Raw genomic sequence first — 17,111 nt, 5'->3', positions numbered from 1 at the left:
ACTCACGCGTTCTTCTTCTCTGGCAGGTAGATCGCGCCGGTCGTGACGTCCTCCTCGAGCTCCTCCAGGGTGCGGCCGCGGGTCTCCGGCACCTGCGTGTACACGAAGATCAGCGACAGGATGCCCAGGCCCGCGAAGATGAAGAACGATCCGGTGATCCCGACTGCGGCGATGAGCGACGGGAAGTAGAGCCCGAGGAACGCGTTGGCGATCCACAGCATGAACACCGAGACGCCCATGCCGAACGCCCGCATCTTCAGCGGGAAGATCTCCGACAGCGTCACCCAGACGGCCACGTTCAGGAACGTCTGCATCGAGCCGACGAACGCGACCACGAGGAAGAGGATCACGTACGGCCGCAGCGGATTGCCCGTCGGCAACAACATCGAGGCGATACCGATCAGGATGTGGCACAGCGTGGTCAGCGAGAAGCCGATGAGGAAGGTCTTGCGGCGGCTGAAGCGGTCCATCATCTGCAGTGCGATGATCGCGCCGATCACGGCGATGATGCCGGGCCCGAGGTTCGCGATCAGGGCGGCGGTCTTCGAGAAGCCGGACTCGATCAGCACGATCTGGCCGTAGTACATGATCGAGTTGATGCCGGTGAACTGCTGAGCCACGCCGAGCCCGATGCCCACGAGCAGGATGCGGATCAGCCATTTGTTCTTCAGGATGCTCCGCCAATCCATCTGAACGCGCTCGGTCTCTTCCTTGACGACCGTCGTGATCTCACTCAACTCCGGTTCTGCCCGATTGACCGGCCGCAGCGTCTTCAAGACCTCCAGCGCTTGGTCGATACGCCCCTTCTCGGCCAGCCAGCGCGGCGACTCGGGCATGCGAAGCATCCCGATGAAGAGCGCTGCGGCCGGGATGGCCTCGAACGCGAGCATGACGCGCCAGATCCAGCCGACGTCGTTCCAGATGCTGCCGATGATCGCGTTGACCACCAGCGCGGCGAGCTGACCGACGACGATCATCATCTCGTTGCGGCCGGCGAGAGACCCGCGGATCTCGAAGGGCGCGAGCTCTGCCAGGAACACGGGAACGACGGTCGACGCCGCCCCTACCGCCAGGCCGAGGATGACGCGACCCACGACCATGAACGCCAGGTCGGGCGTGAACACGCAGAACAGGGCGCCGACGAAGAAGAGCACCGACAGCAGGATGATCGTCTTGCGGCGACCCCAGGCATCCGAGAGCCGTCCGCCGGTGACGGCTCCGACGGCAGCTCCGAACAGCAGCGAACTCGTGACCACCCCCTCGGTGAACGCGGTGAGCCCCAGTTCGTGGCTCATCGGGTTCAGGGCGCCGTTGATGACGCTCGTGTCGTAGCCGAAGAGCAGTCCGCCGAACGTCGCGACGAGCGCGACGACGCCGAGACGCTTGCGGTACGGGCCGGGGGTCAGCGGTGGGAGCGTGGAACTGGATCCGGCGCTCGCATTGGTGGTCGAGGGCTGGGACATCTGGACTCCTTCGTCGCATCGTTCGTCACGTCGCTTCTGACGTCCTGGATCCAAGAACATCACACGTCTTTATGTCCTGTCAAACATACATTCTTCGTGTTAGCGTGTTGATGTCCGCCACAGACCTCGCGGGAGTCATCCATGAGCACAGACGACATAGGAGTCGCCGTCATCGGCGCAGGCATGGCCGGCAAGGCCCACGCCGCCGCCTACCGCGCCGCACCGACGCTGTATCGCAGCGCCCTGCCGCCCGTGCGTCTCGTCTCGATCGCCGACGCGTACGAACCGCTCGCGGTCGAGACGGCCGCGCGGTACGGCTTCGAACGCCACGACACCTCCTGGCAGGCGATCGCGGCGAACGACGACATCCAGGTCGTGAGCGTCGTGGTCGCGAACTCGCTGCACCGCGAGATCGTCGAGGGCATGCTCGCCGCCGGCAAGCACGTGCTGTGCGAGAAGCCGCTGTCCGACACGATCGACGACGCCGAGGCGATGGTCGCCGCAGCGGATGCCTCGGCCGCGATCGCGCGGATCGGCCTCACGTTCCGCCGGCAGCCGGGCTTCGCCTTCGTCAACGACCTCGTGCGATCCGGGCGGCTCGGCCGTGCGATGCACGTGAACGGCTACTACTTCACCGACTACGGCTGCGATCCACAGGCGCCGATCAGCTGGCGGTACAAGGGACCGGCCGGATCGGGCGCGCTCGCGGATGTCGGCAGTCACCTCAGCTATCTCGCCGAGTTCGCCGCGAACAGCGAGATCGTCGCGGTGCGAGGCGGCACCTTGAACACCGCCATCACCTCCCGCCCCAAGCCGTTGGGCGCCGTCGTCGGCCACGAGCACGTCGCGGTCGGCGAGGAGCGCGAGATGGTGGAGAACGACGACTTCGCCGCGTTCTCGGCGAGGTTCGCCAGCGACGCCACAGCGACCCTTCAGGTCTCACGGGTCTCGGCCGGCCACCCGAACACGCTCGGCGTCGAGGTGTTCTGCGAGAACGGGTCGGCCGCCTTCGACTTCCGCAACCCGGGCGAGGTGCGCGTCTTCGTGGCCGGCGGCGACCCAGCGACGAACGGATACCGCACCGTCGTCCTCGGCCCCGAGCATCCGTACTGGCGCGGCGGTCTGGCGATGGATGCGCCGGGAGTCGCCATCGGCCAGAACGACGGGTTCGTGTTCCAGGCGCGGGCGTTCCTCGAGGAGGTCGCCGGCATCCCGGAATCCGAGTCGCTGCCGCGCAACGCCGGGTTCGCGGAGGGCCTGCACAACATGCGGATGCTCGTCGCGGTCGCCGAATCCGCAGCGAACGACGGACGCGAGGTCGAGATCGCGCAGGAGGACGGACGATGAGGCTCGGACTGTACAACGCGATCCTGCACGACCGCCCGCTGCCCGAGGCGATCGACGTCATCGCCGGGCTCGGCCTCACCGGGCTGGAGATCAACACGGGCGGGTTCCTGCCCGCCGTGCATGTGCCCACGTTCGACGACATCCTCGTGAGCGACGCCGCTCGGGATGACTACCTCGGCCTGTTCGAGGGCACGGGAGTCTCGATCGCCGGGCTGAACTGCAACGGCAACCCGCTGCATCCGAATCCCTCGATCGGTCCGAAACACGCCGAGGATGTGCGCCGCTCGATCCGTCTTGCGGAGCGGTTGGGGCAGCATCGCGTCGTCACGATGTCGGGGCTCCCTGGCGGGGAGCCGGGCGCGTCGCGCCCGAACTGGATCGTGAACGCGTGGAACTCCGCTGCCCTCGACGTGCTCGACCATCAATGGTCGATCGTCCCTGACTTCTGGCGGGAGATCGACCGGATGGCTCGCGACCACGACGTCAAGGTCGCGCTGGAGCTGCACCCGCAGAACGTCGTGTTCAACGTGGCGAGCGTGCACAAGCTCATCGACCTGACGGGCGCGACGAACGTGGGCGTCGAGCTCGACGCATCCCACCTGTTCTGGCAGCAGATGGACCCCGTTGCGGTGGTCCGCCATCTCGGCGAGCTGGTGTTCCATGCCGCGGCGAAAGACGTGCGCATCAACCCCGAGACGGCAGCGCTGAACGGAGTGCTGGACAACTCGTTCCGCCGGCTGCGCCCGGACGAGCCGCGCACCAACCTCGGCGGCGACGAATGGGCCAACGAATGGCCGAGGCCCTCATCGTGGGACTTCGTCGCGCTCGGCAAGGGGCACGACGTCGCCTACTGGACCGAGTTCCTGCGGGCGCTGCACGACGTCGACCCCGACATGATGGTCAACATCGAGCACGAGGACACCGAGCTGGGACGCATCGAGGGCATCGAGGTCGCAGCGGATGTGCTCAAGGCAGCGGATGCCGCGCTGCAGCAGCCAGGCCGCTGAGGTCGCGAGTTCTCGAGCTGACGCTCAGGCCACCGCCGTCCACTGCCGCGTCGTGCCTGAGCGCTCCGCGGCGTCGGCGACCGCTGCGGCGGCGAGGCCGTCGGCTACAGAAGGTCCGTGCTGCACACCTTCGGCGACGGAGCGCAGGAAGTGCACCGCCTCGATCGTCTTCAGGTCGTCGAAGCCCATGCCGGCGCCGCCGCCGGGCTGGAAGCGGGCGAAGTCGCCGTCGCCGGGCTGCGCGTACACGGTCGTGTACCCGTACTCGCCTGAGCCTCGCAGCGCGACCTGCAGCTCGTTCATGCGCTGGAAGTCCCAGCGCAGCGACCCCTCCGTTCCGTACACCTCGACGACGTACTCGGCTCGTGGACCCACGGCAACCCGGCTGGACTCGAACACCCCGACGGCGCCGTTCTCGAAGCGTGCGAGCACGCCGGCGTAGTCCTCGTTCTCGACGGGCCCTGGCTCACCCACGGCGTCGGCATGATGCCCCACCGTGGCGCCCACCACGCGGGGCCGCTCGGCCAGGAACGTCTCCTGCACCGCGGTCACCTCCGCGATCGGCCCGACGAGCTGCATCGCAAGGTCGAACCCGTGTGAGAGCAGGTCGCCGTACACTCCCGAGCCTGCGCGGTCGCGTTCGAAGCGCCAGGTGAGCGGGTCATCCGGGTTCGACGAGTAGTCGGCCAGGAACGAGACCCGCATGTTCGTGATGCGGCCCAGGCGACCCGATGCGACGAGCTCACGCGCCCTCGCGATCGCCGGCGGGTTGCGGTAGCTGAAGCCCACCGCCGTGACCAGCCCGCGCCCCTCGGCGGCGCGGGCGATGTCCGCGCTCTCCGCACGGCCCCGACCCATCGGCTTCTCGATCCAGAACGGCTTGCCCGCCGCCGCCGCGGCGAGCGCCATCTCACGGTGCAGGAAATTGGGCGAGCAGATCGACACGGCCTCGACATCCGGATCGGCGAGCACGTCCCGGTAGTCCGCGACGGCGCGCTCGTACCCGAGCAATTCGACGGCATCCGTACGATTGCGCTCCACCACGTCGGCGGCGACGACGAGCCGCGGGCGCACGGGCAGCTCCGGGTAGTGCTCGTTCACGTTGCGATAAGCCCGGGAGTGCGCGCGCCCCATCCAGCCGACGCTGATCAGTCCGATGCCGAGCGGTCGCGCCGTCATCGTGCCGCGACCTTCATGCTGTGCTGCCCGGATTCGCCTCAGCAATCAGCTCGCGTATGCGCGTCAGCTGGAACCGCGACGTCTCGTCGGCGGTCTCGTCCTCCGCGAACACGTTCGAGCAGATGATGGCATCCTCACGGTCGAGGAATCCGGATGCCTGCAGCACCACGAAGAGCTCCCTCCAGTTCACGTCGCCGTCGCCGATCCTCAGATGCTGGTGCACCCGGGCGGGGTTGCCGGGCGGGTTGGTGATGTAGCGCAGCCCGTGCGAGCGGCGGTGGTCGAACGAGTCGGCGGTGTAGACGGCGCCGAGCCTCTCCCCCAGCTCGGGGATGAGCGTGGTCGCGCGGTCGCCGTAGTGGAACGTGTGGCTGGCGACGTAGACCTGGCCGACGGCATTCGAATCAAGTCCGCGGATGATGCGCCATGCGTCGAGCGCATCCTCGACGAAGTCGTCGGGGTGAGGGTCGATGTTCACCCGCACCCCGGATGCCTCGATCAGTGGAAGCAGCTCCTCCATCGACCGGTAGAAGCCGGCTTCGGACTCCTCCGCGCGCTCCGGACGCCCCGAGAACTCCGTGTTGATCACCGGCACCTCGAGGTCTTCGGCGATCTGGATGATGCGCTTCCAGTTGCGCACCGCCGCCTCGCGGGGCAGCTCGTCGGGCCACGACCAGCGCTGCACGGGAAGCAGCGAGCAGATGCCGACGCCGGCATCCGCAGCACGCTTCTTCACCGCGGCGAGGTACTCCCGGTCGACGCGAGGGTGCGAGAAGAAGGGGATGAAGTCCGGGTGCGGCGTGAGCTGGATCCAGTCGTAGCCGGCTGCCGCGGCGACGTCGAAGAACTCCAGGAACGAGTGCGTCGAGTGGTAGGGCGTGGGGTCGAGGGCGATCTTCACCATGGAGGTTCTCCTCTTTCTCTACGCGTAGAACTCCGGCACGGGCGGAAGTTCGACCGCGACCGGTCCCTCGGTCTCCAGCGCCTTCACGCCGGCGGCGCATGCTACGGCCACCTTGTAGCCGTCCCATGCCGACGGCCCGGCGATGCCGCCGCGGCGGGCGGCATCCACCCAGTCCTGCACCTCGACGTCGTAGGCCTGCTTGAACCTCGTCGTGAAGCTCTGGTGCTCGTCTATCTGGAATCGGCCGTCCTGCCACAGCTGCAGCCCGTCCGGCTGACCGATGCGCGCGACACCGCGCTGGAACACCGCCTCGGTGGCCACCTGGTAGCCGAACTGCACGCTGACGTTCATCTCCACATCGACGAGCACGCCGTTGTCGAGCTCCATCAGCACGAGGATCGGCTCGCGCAGCCGCTCCGGGCTGAGCGCGTTGCGCTTGCCGTACCGCACCTCGACGGAGCGGATGGTGGCGCCGGCGAGCCAGGGCACCACGTCGAACTCGTGCACGACCGAGTCGGTGATGAGCATCTGCTGGGTGTAGCTGTCGGGCACGGACGGGTTGCGGTGCACACCCCGCAGCATGAGCAGCTCGCCCGCGGTCCCTGAGGCGATCAGCTGCTTGAGCTGCCGGTACTGCGCGTCGAACCGGCGCATGAACCCGACCTGGATCAGGCGTTTGCCGGTCTTCTGCTCCGCCTCCACGATGCGCCAGGAGGATTCGGGGTCCTGCGTCAGCGGCTTCTCGCACAGGATCGGGATGCCCGCCTCGAGTGCCGGCAGCAGCACCGGCTCGTGGAATTGCCCGGGCGTGGCGATCACGACAGCGTCGACGGCATCCGCATCCAGGGCTTGCTCGATCGCACTGAACACTGCCGCTCCTGGAGCGTGCGCTGCGGCGGCTTGCGCGCGCCCGGCATCCGGCTCGATGATCGCCGACACCACCGCACCGGCGATGGTCGTGGTGAGGCGGTTCACGTGGTCGGCGCCCATCATGCCGGCGCCGACGACGCCCACGCGGAGGTCAGTGGTGGTGGTCATAGTGTCTCTTTCGGCCGAGTCAGCGGATACGGGTGAGCGGCGAGCACCCGAAGATGTGCTGCCGGGTGCGGGTGGCAATGGCCGCGGGCACGTCGATGTCGACGCCCGGCATGTCCTGCTCGACGATCGCGAAGATGTTCTCGTCGATGGCCGAGACCGCTTCGATGATCGGGGCGAAGTCCGGAACGCCGGCGGGCGGCTCCACCATGACGTCGATGGCGGCGTCGGCGAACGGCACGTCGTTCTTCAGTACTTCGAAGCGCAGGTCTGGGTCGATCTGCTTGAGGTGCAGGTACCCGATGCGGTCCGGATGCGCGCCGATCAGCTTCACGTTGTCGCCTCCGTAGTACGCGAAGTGGCCGGTGTCGAGGCAGAGGTTCACGTACCGCGGGTCGGTCAGCTCGAGCAGCCGCTCGACCTCACGGTAGGTGCCGACGTGGCTGTCGGCGTGCGAGTGGAACTGCTGGTGCACCCCGTACTCCTCGTACAGCGCCTTGCCCAGCCGGTCATGGCCGGCTGCGAGCTGCGCCCACTGGTCGTCGGTGAGCGTGCGCGACTCGAGGGTCTCGCCCGTGGCATCCGAACGCCACAGGTCGGGGATGACCACGATGTGCTCTGCACCGAGCGCGTGCGCCAGCCCCGCCACCTTCACGGCCTGGTCCCACGCGCGCTGCCACTGCTCCTCACCCTTGTGGAACCCGGTGAACACCGTTCCGGCCGAGAGCTCGAGGTCGCGCTTGCCGAGCTCGTCCTCCAGCTCGTGCGGGTCGGTGGGCAGGTAGCCGTACGGTCCGAGCTCGATCCAGTGGTAGCCGGCGGTCTGCACCTCGTCGAGGAACCGCTGCCACGGAATCTGGCGCGGATCATCCGGGAACCACACGCCCCACGAGTCGGGGGCCGTGCCGATGCGCAGGCCCTGCGTATGTGGCGCGGTGTCGGTGTCGGTCATCGTCGTCCTTCTCGTGTAGGGGCGGCTCAGCCCAGCAGGGGCCGCTGGTTCTTGCGTTGTTCGACGTACTCGTCGTACGCCTGCTTGGTGCTCTCCAGCTCGGAGACCTGCGCGACCGGCACATCCCACCATCCGTCGCCGTCCGGTGCGTACTGGAACGGGTCGGAGTGGATGTGGATGAGCGTGGATGCCTGGCTCGCCTTCGCCGCCACGACCGCGTCGTGCAGCCGGGCGACGGCATCCGCTCCCGGTTCGATCTCGATGACGTCGATGCCGTAGCTGCGCGCGTTCGCCGCGAGGTCGACCGCGTCGAGCAGGCTGCCGGACTCGAAGTTGAGCTCGTCGCGGTTCAGGTAGCGGTAGCGGGTGCCGAACCGTTGCGAGCCGACGGTCTCGGAGAGGTGCCCGATGGAGGCGAAGCCTTCGTTCTGGATGAGCACGACGATGATCTTGATGCCCTCGGCCACCGCCGTGGCGAGTTCACTGTGCAGCATGAGGTAGGAGCCGTCGCCGACCATGACGATGACGTCGCGTTCATCGCCCTGCTCCGATGAACCGAGCGCCTCCAGACCGCGCTTCACGCCGAGGCCGCCGGCGATCTCGTATCCCATGGTCGAGAATGCGTACTCCACGTGATACCCGAGCGGGTCGCGCACCCGCCACAGCTTGTGCAGGTCTCCCGGCAGCGACCCCGCTGCCTGTACGACGATGTCCCGCGGTGCGCTGGCCGACTGCACGGCGCCGATGATCTGCGACTGGCTCGGCAGCTGCTGGTCCGCTTCGCCCGGAGCAGCGGATGCCTGGAACGCCTCGTCGACGACGGCATCCCACCGGCGCTTCTCGCGCTCGATGCGCTCGGCGTACGCCGGCTCCACCCGGTATCCCCCGAGGGCCGGGAGCAGCACGGTCAGCGTCTCGCGCGCATCCGCGACCACCGCCAGCTGTGTGCCGTGCTTGTAGGCGTCGAACGGCGCCACGTTGACGTTCACGAACGTGACGGAAGGGTTCTGGAACGCGGTGCGGCTCGCGGTCGTGAAGTCGCTGTACCGGGTGCCGATGCCGATGACCACGTCGGCCTCGGCGGCCAACCGGTTGGCGGCGGCTGTTCCGGTAGCACCCACACCCCCCAGATACTGCGGGTGATCCCAGTTCAGCGCACCGCCACCGGCCTGACTCGTTCCGACCGGGATGCCTGTGGCCTCGACGAGCGCTCGCAGGGCGGTCTCCGCGTCGGAGTAGATGACTCCCCCGCCCGCCACGATGAACGGATGCCTCGCCGCGCGGATCGCGCGCACAGCGGCATCCAGCGCCCACCGCTCCGGCAACGGACGACGGATGTGCCACTCCCGGTCTTGCAGGAACTCCACGGGCACGTCGATCGCCTCGGCCTGCACATCTTCTGGCAACGCGATCGTGACGGCACCGGTCTCGGCCGGGTCGGTCAGCACGCGCATCGCGGCGAGCGCGATGGAGAACAGCTGTTCCGGGCGCTGGACCCGGTCGAAGAACCGCGACAGCGGACGGAACGCGTCTGTCACCTGCACGCCGAGATCGTGCGGGTGCTCCAGCTGCTGCAGCACCGGGTCGGCCACTCGCGTGGCGAACGTGTCGCTCGGCAGGAGCAGCGCCGGCAGTCGGTTGGCAGTAGCGAGCGCGGCACCGGTGAGCATGTTCGCGGCCCCAGGACCGACGGATGCCGCGGCGGCCAATGTCGCCCGCCTGCGGTGCACGCGCGCGAACCCGACAGCCTGATGCACCATCGCCTGCTCGTTGCGTGCCTGGTGGTACGGCAGCAGAGTCGGCTGCAGCACGTTGTACTGCTTCAGCGCCTGACCGAGTCCGGCCACGTTGCCGTGCCCGAAGATGCCCAGGATGCCGGGCACCGTTCGCTCGCGCACGTCGCCGTCGACCGTCCACTGGTGGCCGAGGAACTCGACGAGCGCCTGACCGACCGTCATGCGTCTTCTCGTCATCGGTGTGCTCCGTTCTGCACGCTGCTGAGCCGTGGGTCGGGAAGGCGGCTTTCCCAAGCCTTGCGGATCCAGCTCTGCCGTGGGTCGTCGCTGATCAGCCATTCCCGCTTCTCGCCGGGGCCGGCCATCACGTTGAGGTAGTACAGGTCGTACTCGGGGGCCGCCGCGGCCGGGCCGTGGTAGCCGAACGGCACCAGCGCGATGTCGCCGGTTCGCACCACGGCGCCGGTGTCGATCTCGCCCGCCGGCGAGGAGTACGCGGCGAACGTGCCGAAGGCATCCACGTTCTCGGGCGCGTTCAGCCCCGAGTGCGGTGCTGCCTCGAAGTAGTAGATCTCCTCGAGCCGGGACTCGTGACCGGGAACATCCTCGTCGTGCTTGTGGGCGGGATGCGACGACCAGTTTCCCGCCGGCGTCACGACCTCGCACGCGATGATCGCTGCGGCATCCAGAGCGTCTGGCGTGCCGAAGTTGTGCACCTGCCTGGTGTCACGTCCGGCGCCCCTGATCTCCACCGGAACGTCGGCCTTCGGCAGGTAGACGCTCCGCTTGCGCACGGTGGTGACGGCTTCGGCGATCGCGACGCGCCCACCGGCATCCTGTGCGCTGATGCGCAGACCCTCGCCGCACCCCACGTAGAGCACGTCCGTCGGCCCGTCGAAAACGCCGGCGCGACCTTCGAGCTCCGTCGCGGTGCCCTCGTGCTCCACGCGGAAGCCGCCCGAGAGCGGCACCACGATTCGCTCGAGGTCAGCGGCAGGTAGGTCTACGCCCCTGCTGTCGATCTGAGCGATACGGATGCCCGTGTGCCGCCATCCGTCGATACTCCCGTCGACCACGGCCTCCCACGGGCCCGAGCTCAGCGCTCCACGGGGAAAGAACCACTCATTGCGCACAGCCATCGTGACGCGATGCCTTTCGTTCGTCGATCGTTCTGCGGGAGGTCTCGGTCAGTCGTTCTGTGGGAATCCGAGGTTGATGCCGCCATGCGTTGCCGGGTCGAGCCAGCGACTCGTGACCGCCTTCTCCCTCGTGAAGAAGTCGAACCCGTGCACGCCGTACGCCTTGGCGTCGCCGAACAACGAATTCTTCCAGCCGCCGAAGGAGTGGTATGCCACCGGGACCGGGATCGGAACGTTGATGCCGATCATGCCCACCTGCACCTCGCTCTGGAAGCGGCGGGCCGCACCGCCGTCGTTCGTGAAGATGGCGGTGCCGTTGCCGAACTGGCCGGAGTTGATGAGGTCGATGCCCTCTTGGAACGTCTTCACCCGCACGACCTGCAGCACCGGGCCGAAGATCTCCTCCTGGTAAGCCCGCGAGCTGGTCGGCAGGTCGTCGATGAGGGTGGGGCCGAAGAAGAAGCCGTCCTCGCCGCCCTCCACCGAGCACGAGCGGCCGTCGACCACGATCGTGGCACCATCCGCCTCGGCGATGTCGACGTAGCCCGAGACCTTCTTCTTGTGCTCCGCCGAGATGAGCGGTCCCAGGTCAGGCTCCCCATCGGGGCCGCCGACTCCGTTTCCCACCCTCAGCCGTTCGATGCGCTCGGAGATCTTGCCGATCAGCTCGTCGGCCACAGTCCCTACGGGCTCGGCCGTCCCGTCGCTTCGCGACGCGCCGGAACCGGCCCGTGGGGGCCCATCGACCACGAGCACCACCGACACCGCCATGCACCGCTCGCCGGCGGCGCCGTATCCGGCGTTCACCGCCTGGTCGGCGACCAGGTCGAGGTCGGCATCCGGCAGCACCAGCATGTGGTTCTTCGCCCCGCCGAGCGCCTGCACCCGCTTGCCGTTCCTCGCCGCGGTCTCGTAGATGTACTGCGCGATCGGAGTCGAGCCCACGAACGAGATCGACTGCACGACCGGGCTGTTCAGCAGCCCGTCGACGGCGAGCTTGTCGCCCTGCAGCACCGTGAAGACGCCATCCGGCAGCCCGGCCTCCTTCCACAGCTTCGCGATCCACAGCGAAGCGGAGGGGTCCTTCTCGCTCGGCTTCAGCACGACGGCGTTGCCCGCCGCGATCGCCACCGGGAAGAACCACATCGGCACCATCGCGGGGAAGTTGAACGGACTGATCAGCCCGACCACGCCGAGAGGCTGCTTGATGGAGTACACGTCGATCCCGGTCGACGCTCCCTCGCTGAACTCGCCCTTCGTCAGGTGCGGGAACCCTGTCGCGAGTTCCACGACCTCCTGGCCGCGGTTGATCTCACCCAGTGCGTCCGAGAGCACCTTGCCGTGCTCCGAGGTGATGATCTCGGCGAGTTCGCCCTTGCGTTCGTTGAGCAGCTCACGGAACTTGAACAGCACCGTCAGCCGCTTCGCGATCGAGTACCGGCTCCACGCCTCGAAGCCGCGCTGAGCCGATGCGATCGCGGCGTCGATCTCCGACTGGTCCGCGAGCGCGACCCGCTTCGTCTCCACGCCGAGAGCCGGGTTGAAGACCGGAGCGGTGCGTCCGCTGGCCGACGGGTACTCCGCGCCGTCGATCCAGTGCGAGACGATCGGCAGCTCAGCACCGGTTTCCGTTGGGGCGAGAGTCTCAGTGGTGTTCGTCATGGTGTTCCTTACTTCTTGCACTACAGGTCAGGACTCACGAGCGCGGCGGATGCCGTCAGCGCCCGTGCACGAGAGCGGCGGCGATGTCGACGGCCTGCGCCACATCGTCGTCCTGCGGGTACAGCAGCGTGCGACCGACCACGAGGCCGTGCACGCCGGGCAGCGCCAGGGCGGATGCCCACGACGCGTAGGTCTCGTCGGGATCGGCATCCGAGTCACCGCCCAGCAGCAGCGTGGGCAGGGTCGTCGCCTGCATCACCCGCTCCATCTCCGCCACCACCGGAAGCTTGAGCCAGGTGTACGACGAAGTGGCGCCGAGACCCGACGCGATCGCGACCGAGGTGATGACGGCATCCGTCGAGAGGTCGTTCACGACGCGCCCGTCGACCCACTCGCTCATGAACGGTTCAAGCAGGATCGGCAGGCCGGCACGAGCCGACTCCGTCACGGCACGCGCGGTGTCCTCGAGGATGCCCGCCGTCGCGGAATCCTGCAGGTTCACGCGCACGAGCAGCTTGGCGGCATCCAGCCCCGAGCGCACCATCGAGTCGACGTCGTACCCGGTGAACCGGTCGTCCATCTCGAACGCGGCGCCGCGCAGACCGCCCCGGTTCATGGAGCCGACGGCGATCTTGCCGTCGAGCGCGCCGAGCAGAGCGAGGTCTTCGATCACGTCGGGCGTGCCGAGCACACCGTCGACGCCAGGTCGCGACAACGCGAGCGCGAGGCGCTGCAGCAGGTCGTACCGGTTCGCCATGGCGAGCGGGTTCGTTCGCACCCCGAGAGCTCCACGGGCGGGGTGATCGGCGGCCACGATGAACAGCCGGCCGTCGCCGCGTACGAGCTCGCGGCGTGTGCGGGCCTGAAGCGTCGTGGCGATGGATCCCGGATCGCGCTGCCGCGCGGCCCTGAGCCGGGCGAAGGCATCGGCACTGATCCGGGCGTCGTGCGCTCCCCCAGCGTTCGCGGTACCGGCAAGGTCGGCGAGGTCAGACACGGACACGGTCGGCCTCCTCGATGAGCTCGTCCACCTCCGAGGTGGTCGGCATGGCCGTTGAGCACTCACGCCGGCTGGCCACGATCGCTCCCGCCACATTCGCGAAGCGGATGACACGGCGCAGGTCCCAGCCCTGCAACAGCCCGTAACAGAGCGCCCCGCCGAACCCGTCACCGGCACCCAGACCGTTCACGACCTGCACCGCGAACGGTGGTACCTCGACCGTCTCGTCGCTGGTCTTGGCGAGCACACCCCGTGGTCCCTGCTTCACGACCGCGAGTTCCACGCCCCGCTCGAGCAGGGCATCCGCCGCGCGGTGCGGGTCTGTCTCGCCGACCGCGATGGCGCACTCCTCGCGGTTGCCCACGGCCACCGTCACCTGCTCGAGCGCGCGGCCGACCTCGGTCGTTGCCGCCTCGGGCGACGCCCAGAACATCGGACGGTAGTCCAGGTCGAGCACCGTGAGCGGTTTCCGACCACGGGCATCCCACGCCACATGGTGCGCGGCGCGGCTCGGTTCTCGGGAGAGGCCCGTCACTGTCGCCCAGAAGATGCGGGCCCTGCTGATCCGGTCGAGATCCAGGTCTTTCGGCGTGATCGTCAGGTCGGGCGCGATCGGCTCCCGGTAGAAGTAGAGCGGAAAGTCGTCGGGCGGGAAGATCTCGCAGAACGTGACGGGCGTGTTCAGCTCCGGAACGGTCTTGACGAAGCGGTCGTCGACGCCCAGTCGCGTCAGCTCCCGATGCGCGTACCGTCCGAACGGGTCGGCGCCCGTCCCCGTGATCACCGCGCTGCGCAGGCCGTGGCGTGCGGCCGCGATCGCCACATTCGTCGCGCTTCCGCCGAGGTACTTGCCGAACGTCTGCACCTCTTCGAGGCCGACGCCGTCTTGCAGCGGATAGATGTCGACCCCGATGCGGCCGAACGTGATCAGGTCGAAGGCCGCGATGCGTGGTGCCTGCGCCGCGTCATCCTCGATCTCTTGCGCAGTCGGCTGCTCCCACTCATATGCCATGCCGGTCTCCGTCATTGCCTCGGCCACTCCTTCGTCGGCTGATGAAACCCGCCGCACCCGGGACGCGGCGTAGCCACGCTATCACACTTTGTGCTAACAATCGAACATTTCGGCAGTTCCATGATCGCCCTTCGTCTTTCGTCCTCGATTGGCCCTTGGCTTGCGATTCAGAACCCAGGGACCTTGAGCTCGCCTGTCACGTATTGCGCCCGGCCGTAGCCGAACGACCAGTCCTCGGGCCCGTTCTCGACGTAGCCGATGAAAACGTCCTCGCCCCTGACGCCCACACCGGCGAGACGCTTCGCGATCTGGGCATAAAGGCGCTGCTTCGCAACGACGCTGCGTCCGCGCTGGGTGAAGATTTGGATGACGACAGGGTCGGTCCGTTCGAACCCGAGCCCAGCGTCTTCGGCGACGATGGTGTCCGCTTCCCTGGTCGTGATGACCTGGAAACGGTCACGCGCAGGGATCCCGTAGACGTCCACGAAGGCGTCGTGGATCGCGGCCGAGATCTCCTCGCTGTTGGATCGGCTGTGACTGTGGTCGATACGCACGAGGGGCATGATTGATTACTCCTTGGATGAGGACCCGGCGCAGGTCAGTCTGTCGAGCCGGTAGTGGGAAGCGTCGTCCGCGGACTCGTCTTCGGCGAAGACGCTGGAGACGATCAGTCCGTCGTCTCGGTCGAGGTAGCCGATCGAGCCCCAGGAGGTTAAACAGTGCGGCGGGGTCGACGTCGGCGGCCCAATCCTCAGGTGCTGATGGATCCTGGCGATGTTCCCGGGCCGGACAGAGATGCTGCAGAGACCGTGGGAATGGCGGTGGTCGAAGGTGGTCATTCGTTGATTAACGGAAGGATCCAACCCGGAAGCTCTCCATTACGTGCTTGTGCATCAGAATGTACGCCAGGACGAGGGGAACGATGCTGATCACAATGCCGGCGAACTGCGCACCGAGATCGACGCTGTACTGCGCGCTGAAGAGCAGCAATCCCGGGGCTACCGTCGTCGATGCAGGGTCGACCAGCAACGGCAAAGTGTGCGACAGGTTATTCCACGAGTAGATGAACGCCAGGAGGATGCAGCTGAGGATCGCTCCCTTGGACATAGGGACGACATGCGTCCAGAAAATGCGGAACTCGGACGCACCGTCAGTCTTCGCCGCTTCAATCACGTCATGCGGAAACCCGGCGAAGAAGCCGTACATGAGGATGACGGTGAGGAAAAGCCAGCCCGCGCCGAAGACAAGCCCGATGCCGACGGGGTTGCTTCGAAGCCCGAGGTCTCCGGTGATCGAGAACAGCGGGATGATCACGGCCAGATATGGCAGGGCGTACAGGACAGTGAACGACTTCTCGAAGAAGACGGATATCCGGCTTGTCGAACGCGCGATCGCATACGCCGCCATCGTTCCCGCGATCGTGGAGACTACGACCGCCGTGATCGAGAAGGCGATCGTATTCAGGAAGTAGGTCGACATCGACTCGCCCACTGCGACACCGGCCCAGCCACGCGCATAGTTCCCGAACTGTATCGGGTTCGGCAGACTCAGGGGCTGGGAGACGATCTGAGTCGTTGTCTTCAGCGATCCGAGCACGATCGAGATGATCGGAAGGACGCCAACCATGACGTAGACGAAGACAATGATCGACGTGACGATCGCACCGATCGAGTGCGGGCGGCCCCGCCTAGGTGAACGCTTCCGCGCCCCGCTTGAACTGGAATCCGTGCGTAACGACGTGTTCGCTACCGTTGCGTTGCTCATTGGTTGCTCATCTTCTGAGGTCGGAAGTAATGCGTGTATACCAGCGTCACGATGACGATGACCAGGGTGCCGAAGAAGGCGGCGGTGGACGCGTACCCGAAGTTCGAAAGTTCGAAACCCTCGCGGTAGATGAAAGTGGGGAGGATGTCGGTGGCTAGGCCGGGTCCGCCTTTTGTGAGCGCGTAGACCGTGTCGAGGGTCTTGAAGTTGCCGATGATCTGAAGGCTGATCACGACGACGAGGACGTCCTTCGACATCGGCAGAACAACATGCCAGATGCGCTCCCAGGCGTTGACGCCGTCCAGTGTCGCCGCTTCGTCGACTGAAACCGGGATGTCGTTCATCGCCGAGAGCATCAGGATCATCGGGATTCCGACGTACTGGACTGTGGAAACGAAGATGACTGCCCACATCGCGGTACCGGGGTCGCTAAGCCAGTTGTGCGCCAGCGACGGGTTGATCGCTTTCAAGATGGGGTTGACCCATCCGAGTGTCGGATCCAGTGCGTTCTTCCATGCCAGTGCGTAAACCGCCGGAGGCAGAATGACCGGGAAGAAGGCCAGGAATTTCAGGGTTCGCGAGAATGGGACTTTCCGGTAGAACGCGATTGCGAGCGCGGTTCCGATGATCACGGTGCCGGCGGCGGTCGCGGCTGTGAGCCAGAACGTCCGCGCCATAGCAGCGTAGAAGTCGGGGTCGACGAACAACGCTGTGAAGTTGGCGAAGCCAACGTTAGCGGGTGTCCCGTAACCTGCCCAGCGCTCGAACATGAGCGGAATCGACTGGATCAGCGGGTAGATCGTGAAGAGCAGTGTCAGCACGATCGCTGGGATCAGGAAGCCGTAGAACATCGCACGCTGCGAGTTACGGCTCGACTTGAGCGTGGGCGCAGGGGCGGAGCCGTTGGTTGC

The 17,111-nt window shown here is 66.9% G+C and carries 15 protein-coding genes; 2 read left to right on the top strand and 13 right to left on the bottom strand.

Annotation, left to right across the window (positions count from 1 at the left end):
• Positions 1-2 precede the first annotated feature (2 nt).
• Positions 3-1,463 (bottom strand): sugar porter family MFS transporter, encoded by a 1,461-nt coding sequence (locus ACYVII_RS05835; RefSeq protein ID WP_460532408.1) that lies wholly within the window; start codon positions 1,461-1,463, stop codon positions 3-5.
• Positions 1,464-1,604: 141 nt separating this feature from the next.
• Here ACYVII_RS05835 and ACYVII_RS05830 point away from each other — a divergent pair, with 141 nt between their 5' ends.
• Complete coding sequence (locus ACYVII_RS05830; protein WP_460532405.1) at positions 1,605-2,810, top strand: Gfo/Idh/MocA family protein; 1,206 nt, start codon at positions 1,605-1,607, stop codon at positions 2,808-2,810.
• Positions 2,807-3,817 (top strand): sugar phosphate isomerase/epimerase family protein, encoded by a 1,011-nt coding sequence (locus ACYVII_RS05825; RefSeq protein WP_460532402.1) that lies wholly within the window; start codon positions 2,807-2,809, stop codon positions 3,815-3,817. Before ACYVII_RS05830 ends, ACYVII_RS05825 begins: the two co-directional genes overlap by 4 nt.
• Before the next feature lie 24 nt (positions 3,818-3,841).
• On the opposite strand, the gene ACYVII_RS05820 is transcribed toward ACYVII_RS05825, so the two are convergent.
• From ACYVII_RS05820 to ACYVII_RS05765, 12 genes are all read right to left on the bottom strand, one after another.
• A complete protein-coding gene (locus ACYVII_RS05820) occupies positions 3,842-4,996 on the bottom strand; it encodes a Gfo/Idh/MocA family protein (protein WP_460532399.1) in 1,155 nt (384 codons plus the stop codon).
• 13 nt (positions 4,997-5,009) lie between these two features.
• Positions 5,010-5,900 (bottom strand): sugar phosphate isomerase/epimerase family protein, encoded by an 891-nt coding sequence (locus tag ACYVII_RS05815; RefSeq protein ID WP_460532396.1) that lies wholly within the window; start codon positions 5,898-5,900, stop codon positions 5,010-5,012.
• A gap of 18 nt (positions 5,901-5,918) precedes the next feature.
• Positions 5,919-6,938 (bottom strand): Gfo/Idh/MocA family protein, encoded by a 1,020-nt coding sequence (locus tag ACYVII_RS05810; protein ID WP_460532393.1) that lies wholly within the window; start codon positions 6,936-6,938, stop codon positions 5,919-5,921.
• A gap of 19 nt (positions 6,939-6,957) precedes the next feature.
• A complete protein-coding gene (locus ACYVII_RS05805; RefSeq protein ID WP_460532390.1) occupies positions 6,958-7,887 on the bottom strand; it encodes a sugar phosphate isomerase/epimerase family protein in 930 nt (309 codons plus the stop codon).
• Positions 7,888-7,913: 26 nt separating this feature from the next.
• The gene (gene iolD / locus ACYVII_RS05800; protein ID WP_460532387.1) at positions 7,914-9,860 is read right to left on the bottom strand and encodes a 3D-(3,5/4)-trihydroxycyclohexane-1,2-dione acylhydrolase (decyclizing); all 1,947 of its coding nucleotides are present in this window, start codon (positions 9,858-9,860) and stop codon (positions 7,914-7,916) included.
• Complete coding sequence (gene iolB / locus ACYVII_RS05795) at positions 9,857-10,762, bottom strand: 5-deoxy-glucuronate isomerase (protein WP_460532384.1); 906 nt, start codon at positions 10,760-10,762, stop codon at positions 9,857-9,859. The genes iolD and iolB overlap by 4 nt, the downstream gene beginning before the upstream one ends.
• Before the next feature lie 48 nt (positions 10,763-10,810).
• Entirely contained in the window at positions 10,811-12,424 is a 1,614-nt protein-coding gene (locus ACYVII_RS05790) for a CoA-acylating methylmalonate-semialdehyde dehydrogenase (protein ID WP_460532381.1), read from the bottom strand.
• Between the two features lie 55 nt (positions 12,425-12,479).
• Positions 12,480-13,361, bottom strand: coding sequence for a class I fructose-bisphosphate aldolase (locus ACYVII_RS05785; RefSeq protein ID WP_460532836.1), 882 nt, complete (start codon positions 13,359-13,361; stop codon positions 12,480-12,482).
• Positions 13,362-13,413: 52 nt separating this feature from the next.
• A complete protein-coding gene (gene iolC, locus ACYVII_RS05780; protein ID WP_460532378.1) occupies positions 13,414-14,451 on the bottom strand; it encodes a 5-dehydro-2-deoxygluconokinase in 1,038 nt (345 codons plus the stop codon).
• Positions 14,452-14,603: 152 nt separating this feature from the next.
• Complete coding sequence (locus tag ACYVII_RS05775; protein WP_460532376.1) at positions 14,604-14,999, bottom strand: tautomerase family protein; 396 nt, start codon at positions 14,997-14,999, stop codon at positions 14,604-14,606.
• A 283-nt stretch (positions 15,000-15,282) separates the two neighbouring features.
• A complete protein-coding gene (locus tag ACYVII_RS05770) occupies positions 15,283-16,032 on the bottom strand; it encodes a carbohydrate ABC transporter permease (RefSeq protein ID WP_460532373.1) in 750 nt (249 codons plus the stop codon).
• A 164-nt stretch (positions 16,033-16,196) separates the two neighbouring features.
• Positions 16,197-17,051 carry a carbohydrate ABC transporter permease gene (locus tag ACYVII_RS05765; RefSeq protein WP_460532370.1) on the bottom strand — a complete coding sequence of 285 codons (855 nt, stop codon included), beginning with the start codon at positions 17,049-17,051 and terminating at the stop codon, positions 16,197-16,199.
• Positions 17,052-17,111 lie beyond the last annotated feature (60 nt).

The organism is Humibacter ginsengiterrae, from assembly GCF_054780115.1.
This window is presented reverse-complemented; position numbering and strand designations above follow the sequence as displayed.